Below are 14,286 nucleotides of genomic sequence, written 5' to 3' on the forward strand. Positions count from 1 at the left end.
AACATGAAAAAATGACTACCGACCCTAAAATGCTCGAATTGCTCGTCTGTCCACTCACAGGGGAATCGCTTTCTTTAAACCGAGAAACACAAGAATTAATTTCACTCAAAGCAAAACTTGCCTATCCTATTCGCAACGGCGTACCCATTATGCTTGCCTCAGAAGCCCGTCCTTTGCAGCACAATGAAAAAGCAATGCATAAAAAATAAACAGATTTCATTCAATTTTTTCTGTAGCAACCTGTTATCAATTAATTCTCCGTCAAGAGATATTCTTTAGATATTCTTTGTTCACGAATTTTTCAGTATTCTCTTATCCCAGTAAAGTAGTTCTGGAAGAAATCAGCACCGTCATCTATTTATCCACTCCATCAATGTTACACTTATCGTATGAAGACAGTCCTTAAAAAGCATACTGCGTTCTTTTTAAAACGTTTTTTATCCATATATTGCTTCCTTTCATGACAGAGACAAAATATTTTTTACTTCCGAATGAGAGGATACAACCCCATTAAAGAAATAAAGACACCCCAAGTAATACTTTAACCTCTGAGTAAAGCATAATCAAAAAGAATGAACAGAAAATTGATCAAAATCCTGCCAAAACAGGGAGAAGAATTGCAATAGTTGAATGGCAATTTGAGAAAGACCAACAAACAAAATTGTTTTAATTATGATTAAGGATTTAAAGAAAGTACCCTATGAATTAAACTTGTAATTTTGACGTATCCGCAGCGATCAATAGAGACTGGAAGCCCTATAATCTCGAATATAAAAATGAACCCGCTTCACGCGTATTGCGGAATTCTGGTAGCTCTTTTTATATCGCAACGCTATAAATACTAAAAGCAGGACGCTGTTTGAGTTCAGTACTTTCAAGCCACACAATATCAATGGGAAGGTGCTCGCACCCAGCGGAGATAAGATGCAAACTAAAAATCCACATTTTAATGACATTTCTGTAGGTAAAAATTCGCTTCAGAAAAAAAACGTGAACTTTCTCAAAAACAATTAGACGATCATTTAGGCGTAACTTTCCAACAAATCCAAAAGTATAAGAAGAGAATAAACCCTGTGGAAGCAGAACTCTTGCAAGAAATTACCAAGATACTGGATGTCCCTCTTTCTTTTACACTGACATCTCAATAAAAAGATGCCCTAATACAATTACGATGAAGGAATAGCGTGCAAAGCAGACAGTACATAAAAAATATCACTCGCGCAATAACTGATGCAATCATTACAAAATTCAAATCTCTCAAGGGAAACAATTGACAGAAGATGAAGAACGCACTAGATTTGCACGCTATCAAAAGAGATGCACATACGGCTTGGCATCAAATGTTTAAATTTTCTCAATTTCACAGATCCAGAAGGGCGATATATTATTCAAAATGATCACTCTGTCGCATTATAGAGTATGATGAGCCTGCACAAAATTGGGTTTCTGAAAATCAACAATATAATTTTATGTTCCTTGGCCAACTCGCCCTCTCTTGAGTACAGCCCAAGGAAGAAAGTTCTGAGAGGGATAGGAGTATGAAAAATGAGTTTTAAAATTGCAGTTGTCGGCGCGACTGGAAACGTTGGTCGTGAAATGCTTACAATTCTCGAAGAACGCGGTTTTCCTGCCCGTGAAGTGGTCCCTTTAGCATCACGACGCTCATTAGGACAAGATGTTTCTTATGGTGACAAAACTTTAAAAGTAAAAGCACTTGATGCTTATGATTTTTCTGAAATAGATCTTTGCCTCATGTCAGCGGGGGGAAGCATTTCTAAAGAATATGCCCCTAAAATTGCTGCTACCGGCTGTGTGGTCATCGATAATTCATCCACTTGGCGTTATGATGCAAATGTCCCGTTGATTGTACCTGAAGTGAATGCACACGCTGTTGATGGTTTTGTCAAACGTAATATTATAGCAAATCCTAATTGTTCAACAATTCAACTTGTCTTAGCCTTAAAACCTCTCCATGATGCAGCAATTATTAAACGTGTTGTTGTATCCACTTATCAATCGGTTTCTGGAGCTGGTAAAGAAGGTATGGATGAACTCTTTGAACAATCACGAGCGGTTTTTGTTGCAGATCCAATCTCATCAAAAAAATTCACCAAACGTATTGCTTTTAACGTCATTCCCCATATCGATGTGTTCATGGAAGATGGCTATACCAAAGAAGAATGGAAAATGACGGTTGAAACAAAGAAAATTCTTGACCCTAAAATTAAATTAACAGCCACCGCCGTTCGGGTACCTGTTTTTATCGGTCACGCTGAAGCTGTAAACGTTGAATTTGAAAAACCATTAAGCGCCCATGAAGCACAAACCATTCTGCGCGATGCTCCCGGCTGCCAACTCATCGATAAACACGAAGATGGCGGTTATATAACGCCTTATGAATGTACAGGAGAGGACGACACCTTTATTAGCCGTATTCGTGAAGATATCACGGTCGAAAATGGTTTAGCTTTCTGGGTTGTTGCTGATAATTTAAAAAAAGGAGCAGCATTAAATGCCATTCAAATTGCTGAATTGCTCATTTCTCGTAATTTGATAAAACCTAAAGCGACCTAAAAAAGGAGCAGCACAAAGTGTTTTTTTTCACTTCATGCTGCCGTAATCTCCCTGTTCCTCTCCCAAGAACAGTGAATTTTTTTATCCTTATGGAGCAGGATAAGTCACAATGCGGTAACGCGTTTCATTGCGTTCAAAATTTTTGAAATTGACATCATTGGGGAAAAAAGGATTATAAGCCGTTACATGCTTTACAGACACACCTTGTGCCTTTGGTGATGGATTAAAAATTGTACGCTCATCCCTTTTTTTTACACCTGTAGAATCAATGATCATATCTGTTCTGTATAATTTTTGCATGTTTTTTCGTGTTTTTTGAGGCACCTTCATAGATTTTGAATGAGGAGCAACCTGCTTCACTTTTCCTGTTTGTGTTTTTATCATAGAGTTCGGCTTCACACGCATATGTGCAAAAGAAATCATAGGAACGTTTTTAACATTTAAATAACGTGCCGACACCCAACCATCCCTTCCATTATAACGCAGAGAACACCAAGCTTTATTGGAAAGACACCCATGAATGTGCACTTTCCCTCCAGTTGGAACGGTAGCTATAACTTTATAAGCTATCGCTGGTCCTGTGCGTAAAACCGCCTTACCTGATGCTACACGAGCAACTGTTCCAGCTACCGCATGAGAAATAGTCATTCCAAGCCACAATCCACCCACAGCGAACAAAATCATTGTAGTTGATAAAAAATTCTTTTTTAACATTATTTTTCTTCCTCTCCAGAGTATATAAAGGCAAAATATTTGTCATTGCAAAAATTTGCCACGTTTTAGTCAAATAGTGATCAATTCTTGTGTCACCTTCAAAAATCCTTCACATTTAGAGAACAGCTCTCCTACTGCCCTATACACTGGGCCATCGTTTTGATTGCGCAATATTCTCCTCATAGATTTACTGCTAAAATATCATTTGACTGCTTGGCTATTTAGCCAATCACCACTTAAAGAAGTTTTGAAAATGCTATTGGTTCCCCAAACAAATAACTGCGATACAAGAATTTATTACCTGAGTTTAGAAAAAGTACCGCTAGCGCATTATGTTGTTTTTCAAAGAATGCTTACAGTATAGAAAAAATAACATTCTTTTTTGAATAAAAATGATTGAATATTCTATAAAGCTTTTATAAGCTTAAAATCTCCTAAAATAGTACAGAATATATTTTCTTCCCTCAACAGACCTCTTGAAAATAAAAGAAGGATAAACATACATGACATTAAAGAAATTATCTCGGAATGCCACCATAGGATTACTCCTTCCTCTCTTTACACTTTTCTTTTCTGTTCCCTTTTCCATGGCAGCAGACAAATCAAAAATAAAACTCGGTGTTATGGAAGGACATGAAGCAACTATTTGGAAAGTTGCTGCTGAACAAGCTAAAAAAGCAGATTTAGATATTGAACTTGTTTATTTTTCTGATTACACTTTGCCTAACGATGCTGTTAATGCAGGAGAGATTGATGCAAATGCTTTTCAACACTCCCCTTATCTTAAAAATCAAATTGAACAGCGTGGCTACAAACTTTCAACTGTTGGGTATACATTTATTACTCCTATTGGTGTTTATTCACACAAAATCAAAGAATTAAAAGAACTGCGTGATGGCGCACATGTTGGCATCCCTAACGACCCATCAAATGGTGGAAGAGCCTTGCTTCTTCTCAATTCTCTAGATCTCATTAAGTTAAAAGATCCTCACGATATTCTCGCTTCTCCGCTTGATATTATTGAAAACCCTAAAAACTTGCAAATTCGTGAATTAGATGCCGGTATGCTAGGGAGAGCAGTTGATGATTTTGATATTGCGATTGTAAACACAAACTGGGCTTTGGTTTCTGGATTAGACTTACAAAAAGATGCGATCGCATGGGAACAAGCAGAAAATAATCCTTATAATAATATCATTGTTGTACGCACCAGCGATAAAGATGAGCCGTGGGTCAAAAAATTAGTTGCTGCTTACAATAATGAATCTGTCCGCGCAAAAATCAAAGAAATTTTCGGGCCAGCCGCGCAAACATCTTGGTAATTATGCCAAATTGGTAGTTACGAATGGAAAAAACCGCTCTGATTTCCTTAAAAAACATCAGCCGTTATTTTAACAAAACGGCTGGTATTCCGGCTATTGATAATTTATCTCTCAATATCCATGCCGGTGAAATTCTTGGCATTATTGGCCGTAGTGGAGCAGGAAAATCAACACTTATTCGCTGCTTAAATGGATTAGAGCAAATTGACGCAGGGTCTATTTTTTTTGAAGGCGTAGATGTTTCCAATCTATCAGAAACAGAATGGGCGCCTTACCGCCAACGTATTGGAATGATTTTTCAACATTTCAATCTCTTATCATCACAAAATATTCTTAATAACATTGCATTACCACTTAAATTAGCAGGTATAAACAAGAAACAGCGCTACAAACGTGCCCTTGAACTTATCGAATTGGTGGGATTATGTGGTAAAGAGTACTGTTATCCAGCAGAATTGTCAGGAGGGCAAAAACAACGTGTTGGCATTGCACGCTCTTTAGCTGCTAATCCTAAAATATTGTTATCAGATGAAGCAACCTCTGCTCTTGATCCTGAAACAACACAATCTATTTTGGAACTTCTTGCCGATATTAATAATCGCCTCAATCTCACTATTGTACTTATTACTCATGAAATGGAAGTTGTACGCACCATTGCGCATCGTGTTGTTGTTCTCAATCAAGGATGCATTATAGAAGAAGGACGTGTGAAAGATATTTTCACATCTCCCCAAGAAGAAACAACCATTGCAATGCTCAAACTTGTTACTCCACAACTTCCTGAAAAATTTGCAAAAAATCTTAAGACAATAGGCCAAGAAGCTGTCATTGAAATCAATATTGCAGGTGAAATTGCCCAACAACCTTTTCTCAATCTTTTGGAAGATGAAATCGGTTTAAGAGCACGTATTCTACATGGTGGTATTGATACAGTCCAAGGAGAAACCATCGGGCGACTATTCTTAGGTCTCCCAACAAAAGATAAAGAAACTTTAGAAAAAGCTGTTCAGTGGTTGACAGAAAAAGGGCGATATTGCGAGGTTTTAGGTTATGTTTAATGTTCTCTCTCATGAGCTCCCCAACGCCGCTTTTGATACAATCTTGATGACGATAAGTGCTTCTTTGATGGCACTCATTGTAGGTCTTCCCCTTGGCCTTCTACTTTACACAACTGCACGTGGAGGGATTTTTGCCTCCTGTCTTATCAACCGCCCTTTAAGTATCCTCATTGACAGTATTCGTGCCATTCCCTTTATCATTCTTGCATTTTATCTTCTTCCTCTTACTCGTATGGTTGTAGGAAGAGGTGTGGGAATACCTTCTGTGATCTTTGTACTCACCATTTCAGCTATTCCTTTTTATGCACGAATGGCAGAACTCTCTTTTAAAACCGTTGAAAATGGGCTGATTGAAGCTGTTCGTTCCATGGGAGCGAGCCGTCTTCAAATTATTAGGCATGTTCTTATTCCTGAAGCACTTCCTAGCCTAATTACAGGTTTTACAGTCATGATTATTTCTCTTATAGGGGCCACTTCGCTTGCTGGATATCTCGGTGGAGGCGGTTTAGGCGACATGGCAATTCGCTATGGCTACCAGCGTTACAATACCTCCATTATGACAAGTGTCATCATCCTTTTGATCATTCTTAATGTTATTACTCAATGGTCCTCTGATAAAATTGTGCAAAAATTGAATAAGAAAAGACATTAAAATGTAACAGTTTGCGTTTTTTCCAACCATCATAATAAACAGTAAAAATAATTTAGGTGATATAAAAGTCCACCATAGTTATCAGCATTGTAATGGCTCTATTATAACAAGTATCATCATCCTTTTCTGTTCTTCATATTATTATCCAATGGACTTCTGCTAAAACTGTGTAGAAACTTGATAAAACAACGTATTAAAATAATTCATGAGTTCTCAGATTTTTCGCCAACCATAGCAATAATAAGCCACTGAGCAGTGAGAGCTGGTTTTTTTAACTGTTCAATTTCCACCGTGACTCCATAATGAAAAACAACTCTACCAGAAGGGCGAATCTCAGCATCATCCAAAACAAAACGAGCACGTACCTGTGCACCTGTTTTCACAGGGCTCATAAAGCGCACTTTATCAAAACCATAATTAATCCCCATTTTTGCACCTTCCAACTCTGGAAGTGCTTCATAAGCTAACGTAGACAAAAGTGATAAGGTTAAAAAACCATGCGCGATAGTACCACCAAAAGGTGTGTTTTTAGCCTTTTCTTCATCTACGTGGATCCATTGATGATCATCTGTTGCTTGTGCGAATTGATTAATCATATCCTGCGTAACAAGACGCCACTGAGATAATCCTACTTCTTTCCCAATAAAATTGACGACATCTTGTACTGCTATTTTTTGCTGCATAACACCATTCCTGTTTTATTTGATAAAAGTACCGCAACACTCTTGCTTTTATAAAACCCATTGATTAGAGCATCAAGAAAAGATTAGCTATCTTAGAGAGCAAATGCGCCTTATGAATGAGAAAATACCTTTTTAACAAGGTAATTTTCAAATAGGAAAAAATAATGGCAAGCAATGTGAACCTAACAGGTTTAGCACGCGACCTGAAACAGCGTGCAGAAAACCACCCACCCATCCGTGTTGGACTTATTGGCTGTGGTGAAATGGGGACAGATTTGCTATCAAGTATTGCACATATGGATGGCATAATAGTTGCAGCCGTTGCTACCAGAACACCATCACGTATTTTTGATGCCGCCACACTAGCCTACGGTGAAGATGGACATGTACGAGAAGTTGAAAACACTCATGCCCTAACTCAAAGCATTGAAAGAGGTCTGATTGCAGCGACAGATGATATTAATCTTGTTTTACGCCATGAACAAATTGATATTATCGTTGATGCAACAGGCTATCCTGAAGCTGGAGCAGAAATTGGTTTCAAAGCGCTTGAAAACAACAAACACCTTGTCATGATGAATGTTGAAGCAGATGTTACAATTGGCACTTATCTAAAACATGAAGCAGAAAAACGAGGTCTTGTTTATACACTTGGTGCCGGTGATGAACCTACTTCCTGCATGGAACTCATCGAATTTGTTTCAGCCCTTGGACATAAAATTGTTGCAGCTGGTAAAGGAAAAAATAATCCTCTTATCTTTGATGCCACACCTGACACTTACGAGGAAGAAGCATTAAGACGTAATATGAATGTCCGCATGTTGGTTGAGTTTATTGATGGTTCCAAAACGATGGTTGAAATGGCAGCAATTGCCAATGCAACTGGACTTCTCCCCGATTGCCCAGGAATGCATGGACCACAAGCAGCACTTCAAGATTTAAGCAAAGTACTTATCCCAAAACAGAATGGTGGTATTTTGGAGAAATGTGGCGTTGTAGACTATTCAATAGGCCAAGGAGTTTCCCCAGGTGTTTTTGTCATTGCAGAAATAACACACCCACGCCTCCGCGAACGTATGGAAGATTTAAAAATTGGTCAGGGACCTTACTTCACCTTTCATCGCCCCTATCATTTAACAGCAATGGAAGTTCCTCTAACTTGTGCGCGTGTTATGCTGTATGGCAAAGAAGATATGGCTCCACTTAACACCCCAGTGGTAGAAGTCTGTGCTGTTGCTAAAAAAGATTTATATCCTGGTGATCAGTTGGACTTTATCGGTCTTTACAGTTATCGTGCTTGGATAATGAATCTTACAGAGGCACGTGCTCATCAAGCTATTCCTTGCGGTCTTTTAGAAAAAGCGACAGTGACAGCTGAAATCAAAAAGAATGAACTCATAACAGTGCACAACACTGTTATTCGAGGAGATCAGTGGATTGCAAGGCTTCGCAAAAAACAAGACCTTTTGCTTAATTTACCTCCCCCTTGTTGAAGCATGAAAAAACTTATTATCTTTTTATTATTGTAAAATAATTATAGACTGTATAGGGAAGCTCAGACTCTAGCTTGTTGAAGATAATTGAGAAAATAGCTTTAAACTTTTACTGATATATATTGGTACAGTGTTTTATGTTGCCTTCAAGAAGATAACTTATCAGTCTCCTTATCCAATGCTGCACCAATTGCCTTCAAACATAGAATCTTCAAAAATAATGAAATGATAAATAAACCTCACTAATGAAATTAGTGAAACTACGCAATGTTATACAATAATGCCACAATAGATACCACAACGCCAAGTATATCTGCTGCAGCTAAAAAAGATAATAATGAAATAATACTAACACAACCCCAAAATCTTTTGAAGAAAGTCACCCTCTCAACGTTCCCAAAAGCCAACCAGCCTTGTTCTTTAGTATCTCGGATCACGGCTGTATCGACAACCTTAGCAATTGTATCCCTATCTGGTGCAATAACAAGAAGCTCCTTTCGAATTTGATTTTCCATAATTCTTGTATTGCCCTCTATGTTTTGCGCAAAACAAAGCATAAACTCTGTAAAAATACATAAACACAGACGATTTTTAAATAATTTAAACATAGCTTTCTTTGCTCCTCTTTTTTCTTTACTGACAAAGTAAAAAAATATTCAAAGCTATACGTATTTTAACACATGTAATACAATACGATACATCATATGATACATTAGGTATTCCATGCAAAAGCACAAAAAAAGACACAATTTCCAAACAATAAAGAGAAGTAATTATAAATTATGAAGAAATCTACTCAAAGACTGCATTTCTAAAGTAACAGCTTAAACAAGTTCGTTTGAAAAAATCAAAACATCATGAAAGACTCATATTGATAAATACTTGAACATAGATACCAAGTTCATATTATTAAAATACTAAAAAAGCAAAATGCCATCGCTCAGCTGCATCACCATCGCCAAAACTCTGAGAAGATTTTTGAATACAAGAAAAAACAATATGTTCATTAAGCACTTTCAAACACAAAGCAAAGAAACCGTATTATTCTCTGTAAATCAACCGATCAGTCTGTCATCCGAATAGCTGTGCAATAACGCAAAAAAATTATACCCTTATGCCCCTTCTCGTATATTCAACTACGCTTCGTCTTCCCCATGTTAATAGATTATTCAAACTCTTTTTAATGCCTCTGCCTATTGCACCAATTTTTCCTCATGAACACTAAAATTTGTTAATGCATCATCAAAAGTACAAAGTCTGTAATAACCACATCCTTCACAACAATAACAATACGTTGTTTCTCCCTACATAGCAGAAAGAGGAATTTTGGTAGCTTCATCTGAATTTGAGTTTTAATAAATAGATAGATTGAGAGAATTCATTTTCATGATGTGATGTAGAATATTTGATATCTCTAAATACTCACTTTTCAAAAACAGTAGCACTCATCAGAAAACCTCACAAAATATACCTACTCTTTGAATATTTATAACCTCATATTATATCAAAAATTGAGGTCATTTTTCTCAATGAGATCTTCACCGTTTTTAACAAATTCCTTACTTGCGTTGCACACATATTTGATGCAAAATGCCCCTGTTTGCGTTTTCCCCGTATATATCTTAAAATCGGGAAAAGTGACTTTACAATTTCACATCGATTGATTTTTCTTTTTGACAATAAATTTATGATATCTTACACGCCTTTCCTCGCTCTTTTGCCCTTGGGCGCACACGAGTATCACGGAAATCACCTCCCTTTTGAAACCGATTGGATTATTGCTGAAGCTTTTGCAAAAGCACTCACTTTACAAACACAAGATAAATTTCATATCGCGCTCTTACCTGTTGAAAAGATCGGCTATTCGGTGGAACACATGGACGTCACTGGTACACAAACACTCACCTTTTCTGATGCCATAAAACGCTGGATAAACATAGGTGAAAGTTGCTATCGTAAAGGAATTAAACGCTTTCTTCTTCTTAACGCTCACGGAGGCAATTCGCCTTTAATGAACATTGTCATCACGGAACTACGAAGACGTTTTTCAATGCTTGCGGTAGCGACAAGTTGGACTCGTTTTGGCTTACCAGTAGGCTTGATGGAACCGTCTCAACATCATCTTGATATCCATGGAGGATTTATTGAAACCTCTTTAATGCTTTATCTAGCACCAGAAAAAGTACATATGAAAAAGGCAGAAAATTTCCATAATAAGCAATCTGATATGATTGCCAATTATCGCTATTTACGCGCTTATGGTCCTCATGCCTTTGGGTGGACAATGCGGGATCTGAACACACAAGGAGCAGCAGGTAATGCAAGCGAAGCAACACCGCAAGCAGGTGAAGCAATTTTTTCTCATGTTCTTTACGGACTTCGTGATTTACTTGATGATATCAGCCGGTTTAAAATAAACGCATTACAATAAAAGGTGCGAACCATGGAAAAAAAACAAAAAACACTCAACAAAATCCCCGTTACGGTTCTTACAGGCTATCTTGGCTCAGGAAAAACCACTCTTCTCAATCGCATTCTCAGCGAAAACCATGGCAAACGTTATGCCGTCATTGTCAATGAATTTGGTGAAATTGGAATCGACAATGACCTTATTGTTGAATCAGACGAAGAAATTTACGAAATGAATAATGGCTGTGTTTGCTGTACCGTGCGTGGCGACCTTATTCGCATTTTAGAAAGTTTGATGCAACGCTCTCATCGATTTGACGCCATTATTTTAGAAACAACAGGCCTTGCTGATCCAATTCCTGTTGCACAAACTTTCTTTATGGATGATACTGTACATGAAAAAACCACACTCGACAGTGTTATCGCAGTCGTTGATGCAAAACATTTTCCACTCCAGCTTAAAAAAAGCCGTGAAGCTGAAGATCAAATTGCCTTCTCTGATATCATTCTGTTAAATAAAATTGATCTTGTTAGTGCAGAAGAACGTGCACACGCACAATCGCTTATTCTTGCAATTAACCCTCGAGCCACACTTTATACAACAGAACGCGCTAATATCCCTCTTAACGAACTCCTAAATCGTGGTTCATTTGACCTACAACGCACACTAGACAACGATCCCCATTTTCTTGATCACCAACATTCAAATCATGTGTGTGGTCCCGATTGCAATCATCATCACGAACACCACCATATATCCACCATTCATGATATTACGATAACTTCTATAAGTTTAAAAACAAGTGCTCTTCAGCCAGAAAAATTTTTCCCTTGGCTCCAACAAGTGACTCAGCAACAAGGACCAGATATTTTGCGTTTAAAGGGTATTATTGCTTTTCAAGGAGACGATGATCGTTATGTCATTCAAGGCATACATATGATTCTTGAAGGACAGCATCAACGTCCATGGCGTGAAGATGAAAAACGTGAAAGCCGGCTTGTTTTTATTGGTCGCAACCTTGATCCCGAAAAGCTTAAAACTGGTTTTAAAAATTGTGCATAAGCGAGTGACAATGCCAAGCATTACCCATTATGATCTCCAAAGCTATTGCCTTTCCTGCGGCTTTATTGAGAATAAACCAGCCTTCGTTTCAGTAGAAGGTTTGATTGTTTTTTTAGAATCCCCCTCCAAAACCATTCAAGTTCAACAAGGAATAATTTCAAGCCATTTTGCGTACGATAACACAGCTATCATCACAGGTGGAGAAGATGGAAAGGTCTGTCAAACAACAGCAGATGGTCGTACAGAATTGCTAAGCAAACAGGAAGGAAAATGGATAAACAATGTTGCTTTTGGACCGCAGAAAATTTTTGCCTTTTCCTCCTCACGTCGAACATTGGCAAATGTTGGTAATGGACTACAAGAACTCCTTCATGAACGGTGTGTAGAAGGTCTTGCTTTCGCTCCCAAAGGTTTACGGCTTGCCATTGCCCATTACAACGGTGTTACCCTTCATTGGTTATCAACGCAAACAACGCCAATCACACTGGTATGGAAAGGAGCGCATTTTGGTGTCACCTTCTCACCAGACAACCGCTATGTCATTTCTACTCTGCAAGAAAACGCCCTCCATGGCTGGCGTCTCACTGATAATCAACATTTACGCATGAGTGGCTATCCAAGCAAAGTCAAAAACTGGTCTTGGAGTGCAAAAGGAAAATGGCTAGCAACATCAGGCGCATCAGCGGCCATTATTTGGCCCTTTCATGCAAAAGATGGTCCCATAGGGAAAACACCATTAGAACTCGGCACACGCGCAAATGCGCTTGTCAGCACCGTTGCATGTCATCCAAGTAAAGAAATCGTAGCAATAGGCTTCAATGATGGCATGATTTTGTATGCATATTTTCATGATGGAAAAGAAGTCCTTCTAAAAGGTTGTGGAACAAGCCCCATCTCAGCACTAAACTGGGATCAAACAGGCCACAACCTCGCCTTTGGAAGCGAAAACGGTGAATGTGGTATTATCAACATCATTCTTTAAGAAAAATACTAACAATAACAATCATCGCAGATAAAAAGCTGTACAATTCTCCAGCAACAACTGAACACCAAAACTCTTTTTCTCTCTAAAGAAAAACCAAGCACTTCAAACGAGAAAATGTCTGAGCTGTCTACTCTTAAACGTTATTGCTTTATCCAACCAAGCGTAAAAACATCACCCTTAAACAGACCATAAGAAAATAATCCATCCCCATAAAAAACCGTATACGCTGCAATCCTTTCATAAAAGGCATAACCCCTTAAAACCCTTTTGTTTAAAATTACCTCAGCAAAATCCAAGAAAAGTTTCTTAATGCTTGAAAATAAGCTAATAAAAAACACGCAAAAGAGCTTTTCGAAAAAAATTTTGAAGAAAACATCAAGCGTTGTCCAACGATAACGTCAGCACTTACTTTCCTAAAATTTCTGATTATAAGCGCTCTCTTTTTTAACACGACCATTTGAAACTGACTATCGTGACACACATCACCTTAACATCTTCTCGCGCACACAGCAACAAGGATAATATATCGAAATCAAGCTGTTTCAAAGATTTGCATTGGCGTCTACAATTTGCAAAAAAGAAAAAATAAAACCGTAAAAACACCGTAAAACGTATCTTTTAAAACATCTTCACCATAATTTTACCTCAACCTCCTTTCTCTCTTACTGAAAGTACCAGTATTGCTCAAAAAACAGCCAAATAAAACAGAGATGTATTTGTTTTCATTTGGCTGCATATAAACGCATGCCAGCACATTTTATATTTTACATAAAGCAAGAATTAAAACAGCACATAATAATAAAATCAAAATTTAAATTGGTAACCTACACCAAAACTGATAAAAAGATGGGCAAAATAACGGTATCCCCCACTTAAGAAAAGCATCCCCAAAATCCATACTATTCCACTTAATATTGATAAAAAAACCATCAAACACACAATTTTTTGAAATACTACGCCATAAACCTCAAGCATTCATTATTCGAAATTCTTAAAATCAAAATGAAATTGCTCATTCCATAGCATATTATCGTTGTAAAATTTTTAGAATTTTTTTGCAGCATAGCAGAAAACAATACAATTATGAGGTATTTTCAATCACAAGCCAAAGAAATCACATATAGTGACTTTTTTTATCAACAAATGATGAAAAAATAGATTTCGATAAATTAAAAGGCAGCAAACTCTGCTGCCTTTCACGTAAAAGGATAGATCTGCCTTGTCAAAAAAGGTAGCGCAAACCAGCAGAGAAACTCGCACCGGAAAAGCCTGCTTTGGTAAGCCGATGCTGATAGGTTACCTCTCCATGAATTGCAAATTTTTCAGACAATTG

General features: G+C 37.6%; 13 protein-coding genes. 10 read left to right on the top strand and 3 right to left on the bottom strand.

Annotated features, from left to right (window positions below):
• Positions 1-11 precede the first annotated feature (11 nt).
• The 3 genes from MCO_RS08545 (at position 12) to MCO_RS08550 (ending at position 2,574) form a co-directional block, all read left to right on the top strand.
• Positions 12-209 (top strand): Trm112 family protein, encoded by a 198-nt coding sequence (locus tag MCO_RS08545; RefSeq protein ID WP_007553907.1) that lies wholly within the window; start codon positions 12-14, stop codon positions 207-209.
• An 834-nt stretch (positions 210-1,043) separates the two neighbouring features.
• Positions 1,044-1,148 (top strand): hypothetical protein, encoded by a 105-nt coding sequence (locus MCO_RS11365; RefSeq protein WP_245256868.1) that lies wholly within the window; start codon positions 1,044-1,046, stop codon positions 1,146-1,148.
• A gap of 397 nt (positions 1,149-1,545) precedes the next feature.
• Positions 1,546-2,574, top strand: a complete 1,029-nt coding sequence (locus MCO_RS08550) for an aspartate-semialdehyde dehydrogenase (protein ID WP_007553908.1) — start codon at positions 1,546-1,548, stop codon at positions 2,572-2,574.
• An 87-nt stretch (positions 2,575-2,661) separates the two neighbouring features.
• Here MCO_RS08550 and MCO_RS08555 read toward each other — a convergent pair whose 3' ends face one another.
• Positions 2,662-3,288: an SH3 domain-containing protein gene (locus MCO_RS08555; protein WP_007553909.1), complete on the bottom strand. Its 627-nt coding sequence runs from the start codon at positions 3,286-3,288 to the stop codon at positions 2,662-2,664.
• Positions 3,289-3,791: 503 nt separating this feature from the next.
• Between MCO_RS08555 and MCO_RS08560 the strand changes: the two genes are divergently transcribed.
• The 3 genes from MCO_RS08560 to MCO_RS08570 are packed head-to-tail and all read left to right on the top strand — an operon-like array spanning position 3,792 to position 6,320.
• Entirely contained in the window at positions 3,792-4,610 is an 819-nt protein-coding gene (locus MCO_RS08560) for a MetQ/NlpA family ABC transporter substrate-binding protein (protein ID WP_007553910.1), read from the top strand.
• A gap of 23 nt (positions 4,611-4,633) precedes the next feature.
• Positions 4,634-5,668, top strand: coding sequence for a methionine ABC transporter ATP-binding protein (locus MCO_RS08565; RefSeq protein WP_007553913.1), 1,035 nt, complete (start codon positions 4,634-4,636; stop codon positions 5,666-5,668).
• Positions 5,661-6,320, top strand: coding sequence for a methionine ABC transporter permease (locus MCO_RS08570; RefSeq protein WP_007553914.1), 660 nt, complete (start codon positions 5,661-5,663; stop codon positions 6,318-6,320). The genes MCO_RS08565 and MCO_RS08570 overlap by 8 nt, the downstream gene beginning before the upstream one ends.
• A 203-nt stretch (positions 6,321-6,523) precedes the next feature.
• On the opposite strand, the gene MCO_RS08575 is transcribed toward MCO_RS08570, so the two are convergent.
• A complete protein-coding gene (locus tag MCO_RS08575) occupies positions 6,524-7,003 on the bottom strand; it encodes a MaoC family dehydratase (RefSeq protein WP_007553916.1) in 480 nt (159 codons plus the stop codon).
• 164 nt (positions 7,004-7,167) lie between these two features.
• Between MCO_RS08575 and MCO_RS08580 the strand changes: the two genes are divergently transcribed.
• Positions 7,168-8,496 (top strand): NAD(P)H-dependent oxidoreductase, encoded by a 1,329-nt coding sequence (locus MCO_RS08580; RefSeq protein ID WP_007553917.1) that lies wholly within the window; start codon positions 7,168-7,170, stop codon positions 8,494-8,496.
• A 260-nt stretch (positions 8,497-8,756) separates the two neighbouring features.
• On the opposite strand, the gene MCO_RS08585 is transcribed toward MCO_RS08580, so the two are convergent.
• Positions 8,757-9,104 carry a hypothetical protein gene (locus MCO_RS08585; protein ID WP_007553919.1) on the bottom strand — a complete coding sequence of 116 codons (348 nt, stop codon included), beginning with the start codon at positions 9,102-9,104 and terminating at the stop codon, positions 8,757-8,759.
• 1,079 nt (positions 9,105-10,183) lie between these two features.
• Here MCO_RS08585 and MCO_RS08590 point away from each other — a divergent pair.
• From MCO_RS08590 to MCO_RS08600, 3 genes are read left to right on the top strand one after another with little or no spacing between them, the layout of a single operon-like run.
• Positions 10,184-10,927 (top strand): creatininase family protein, encoded by a 744-nt coding sequence (locus tag MCO_RS08590; protein ID WP_007553920.1) that lies wholly within the window; start codon positions 10,184-10,186, stop codon positions 10,925-10,927.
• Between the two features lie 12 nt (positions 10,928-10,939).
• Positions 10,940-11,968: a GTP-binding protein gene (locus MCO_RS08595; protein ID WP_007553921.1), complete on the top strand. Its 1,029-nt coding sequence runs from the start codon at positions 10,940-10,942 to the stop codon at positions 11,966-11,968.
• 10 nt (positions 11,969-11,978) lie between these two features.
• Positions 11,979-12,950, top strand: a complete 972-nt coding sequence (locus tag MCO_RS08600) for a WD40 repeat domain-containing protein (RefSeq protein ID WP_007553922.1) — start codon at positions 11,979-11,981, stop codon at positions 12,948-12,950.
• Positions 12,951-14,286 lie beyond the last annotated feature (1,336 nt).

It is taken from the genome of Bartonella sp. DB5-6, assembly GCF_000278115.1.
GTDB classification, from domain to species: Bacteria; Pseudomonadota; Alphaproteobacteria; order Rhizobiales; family Rhizobiaceae; genus Bartonella; species Bartonella refiksaydamii.

Excerpts from the sequence above, each read along its gene's own strand:
- MCO_RS08545 (WP_007553907.1), top strand. The coding sequence starts at position 12 with ATGACTACCGACCCTAAAATGCTCGAATTGCTCGTCTGTCCACTCACA.
- MCO_RS08550 (WP_007553908.1), top strand. The coding sequence starts at position 1,546 with ATGAGTTTTAAAATTGCAGTTGTCGGCGCGACTGGAAACGTTGGTCGT.
- MCO_RS08555 (WP_007553909.1), bottom strand. The coding sequence starts at position 3,288 with ATGTTAAAAAAGAATTTTTTATCAACTACAATGATTTTGTTCGCTGTG.
- MCO_RS08560 (WP_007553910.1), top strand. The coding sequence starts at position 3,792 with ATGACATTAAAGAAATTATCTCGGAATGCCACCATAGGATTACTCCTT.
- MCO_RS08565 (WP_007553913.1), top strand. The coding sequence starts at position 4,634 with ATGGAAAAAACCGCTCTGATTTCCTTAAAAAACATCAGCCGTTATTTT.
- MCO_RS08570 (WP_007553914.1), top strand. The coding sequence starts at position 5,661 with ATGTTTAATGTTCTCTCTCATGAGCTCCCCAACGCCGCTTTTGATACA.
- MCO_RS08575 (WP_007553916.1), bottom strand. The coding sequence starts at position 7,003 with ATGCAGCAAAAAATAGCAGTACAAGATGTCGTCAATTTTATTGGGAAA.
- MCO_RS08580 (WP_007553917.1), top strand. The coding sequence starts at position 7,168 with ATGGCAAGCAATGTGAACCTAACAGGTTTAGCACGCGACCTGAAACAG.
- MCO_RS08585 (WP_007553919.1), bottom strand. The coding sequence starts at position 9,104 with ATGTTTAAATTATTTAAAAATCGTCTGTGTTTATGTATTTTTACAGAG.
- MCO_RS08590 (WP_007553920.1), top strand. The coding sequence starts at position 10,184 with ATGATATCTTACACGCCTTTCCTCGCTCTTTTGCCCTTGGGCGCACAC.
- MCO_RS08595 (WP_007553921.1), top strand. The coding sequence starts at position 10,940 with ATGGAAAAAAAACAAAAAACACTCAACAAAATCCCCGTTACGGTTCTT.
- MCO_RS08600 (WP_007553922.1), top strand. The coding sequence starts at position 11,979 with ATGCCAAGCATTACCCATTATGATCTCCAAAGCTATTGCCTTTCCTGC.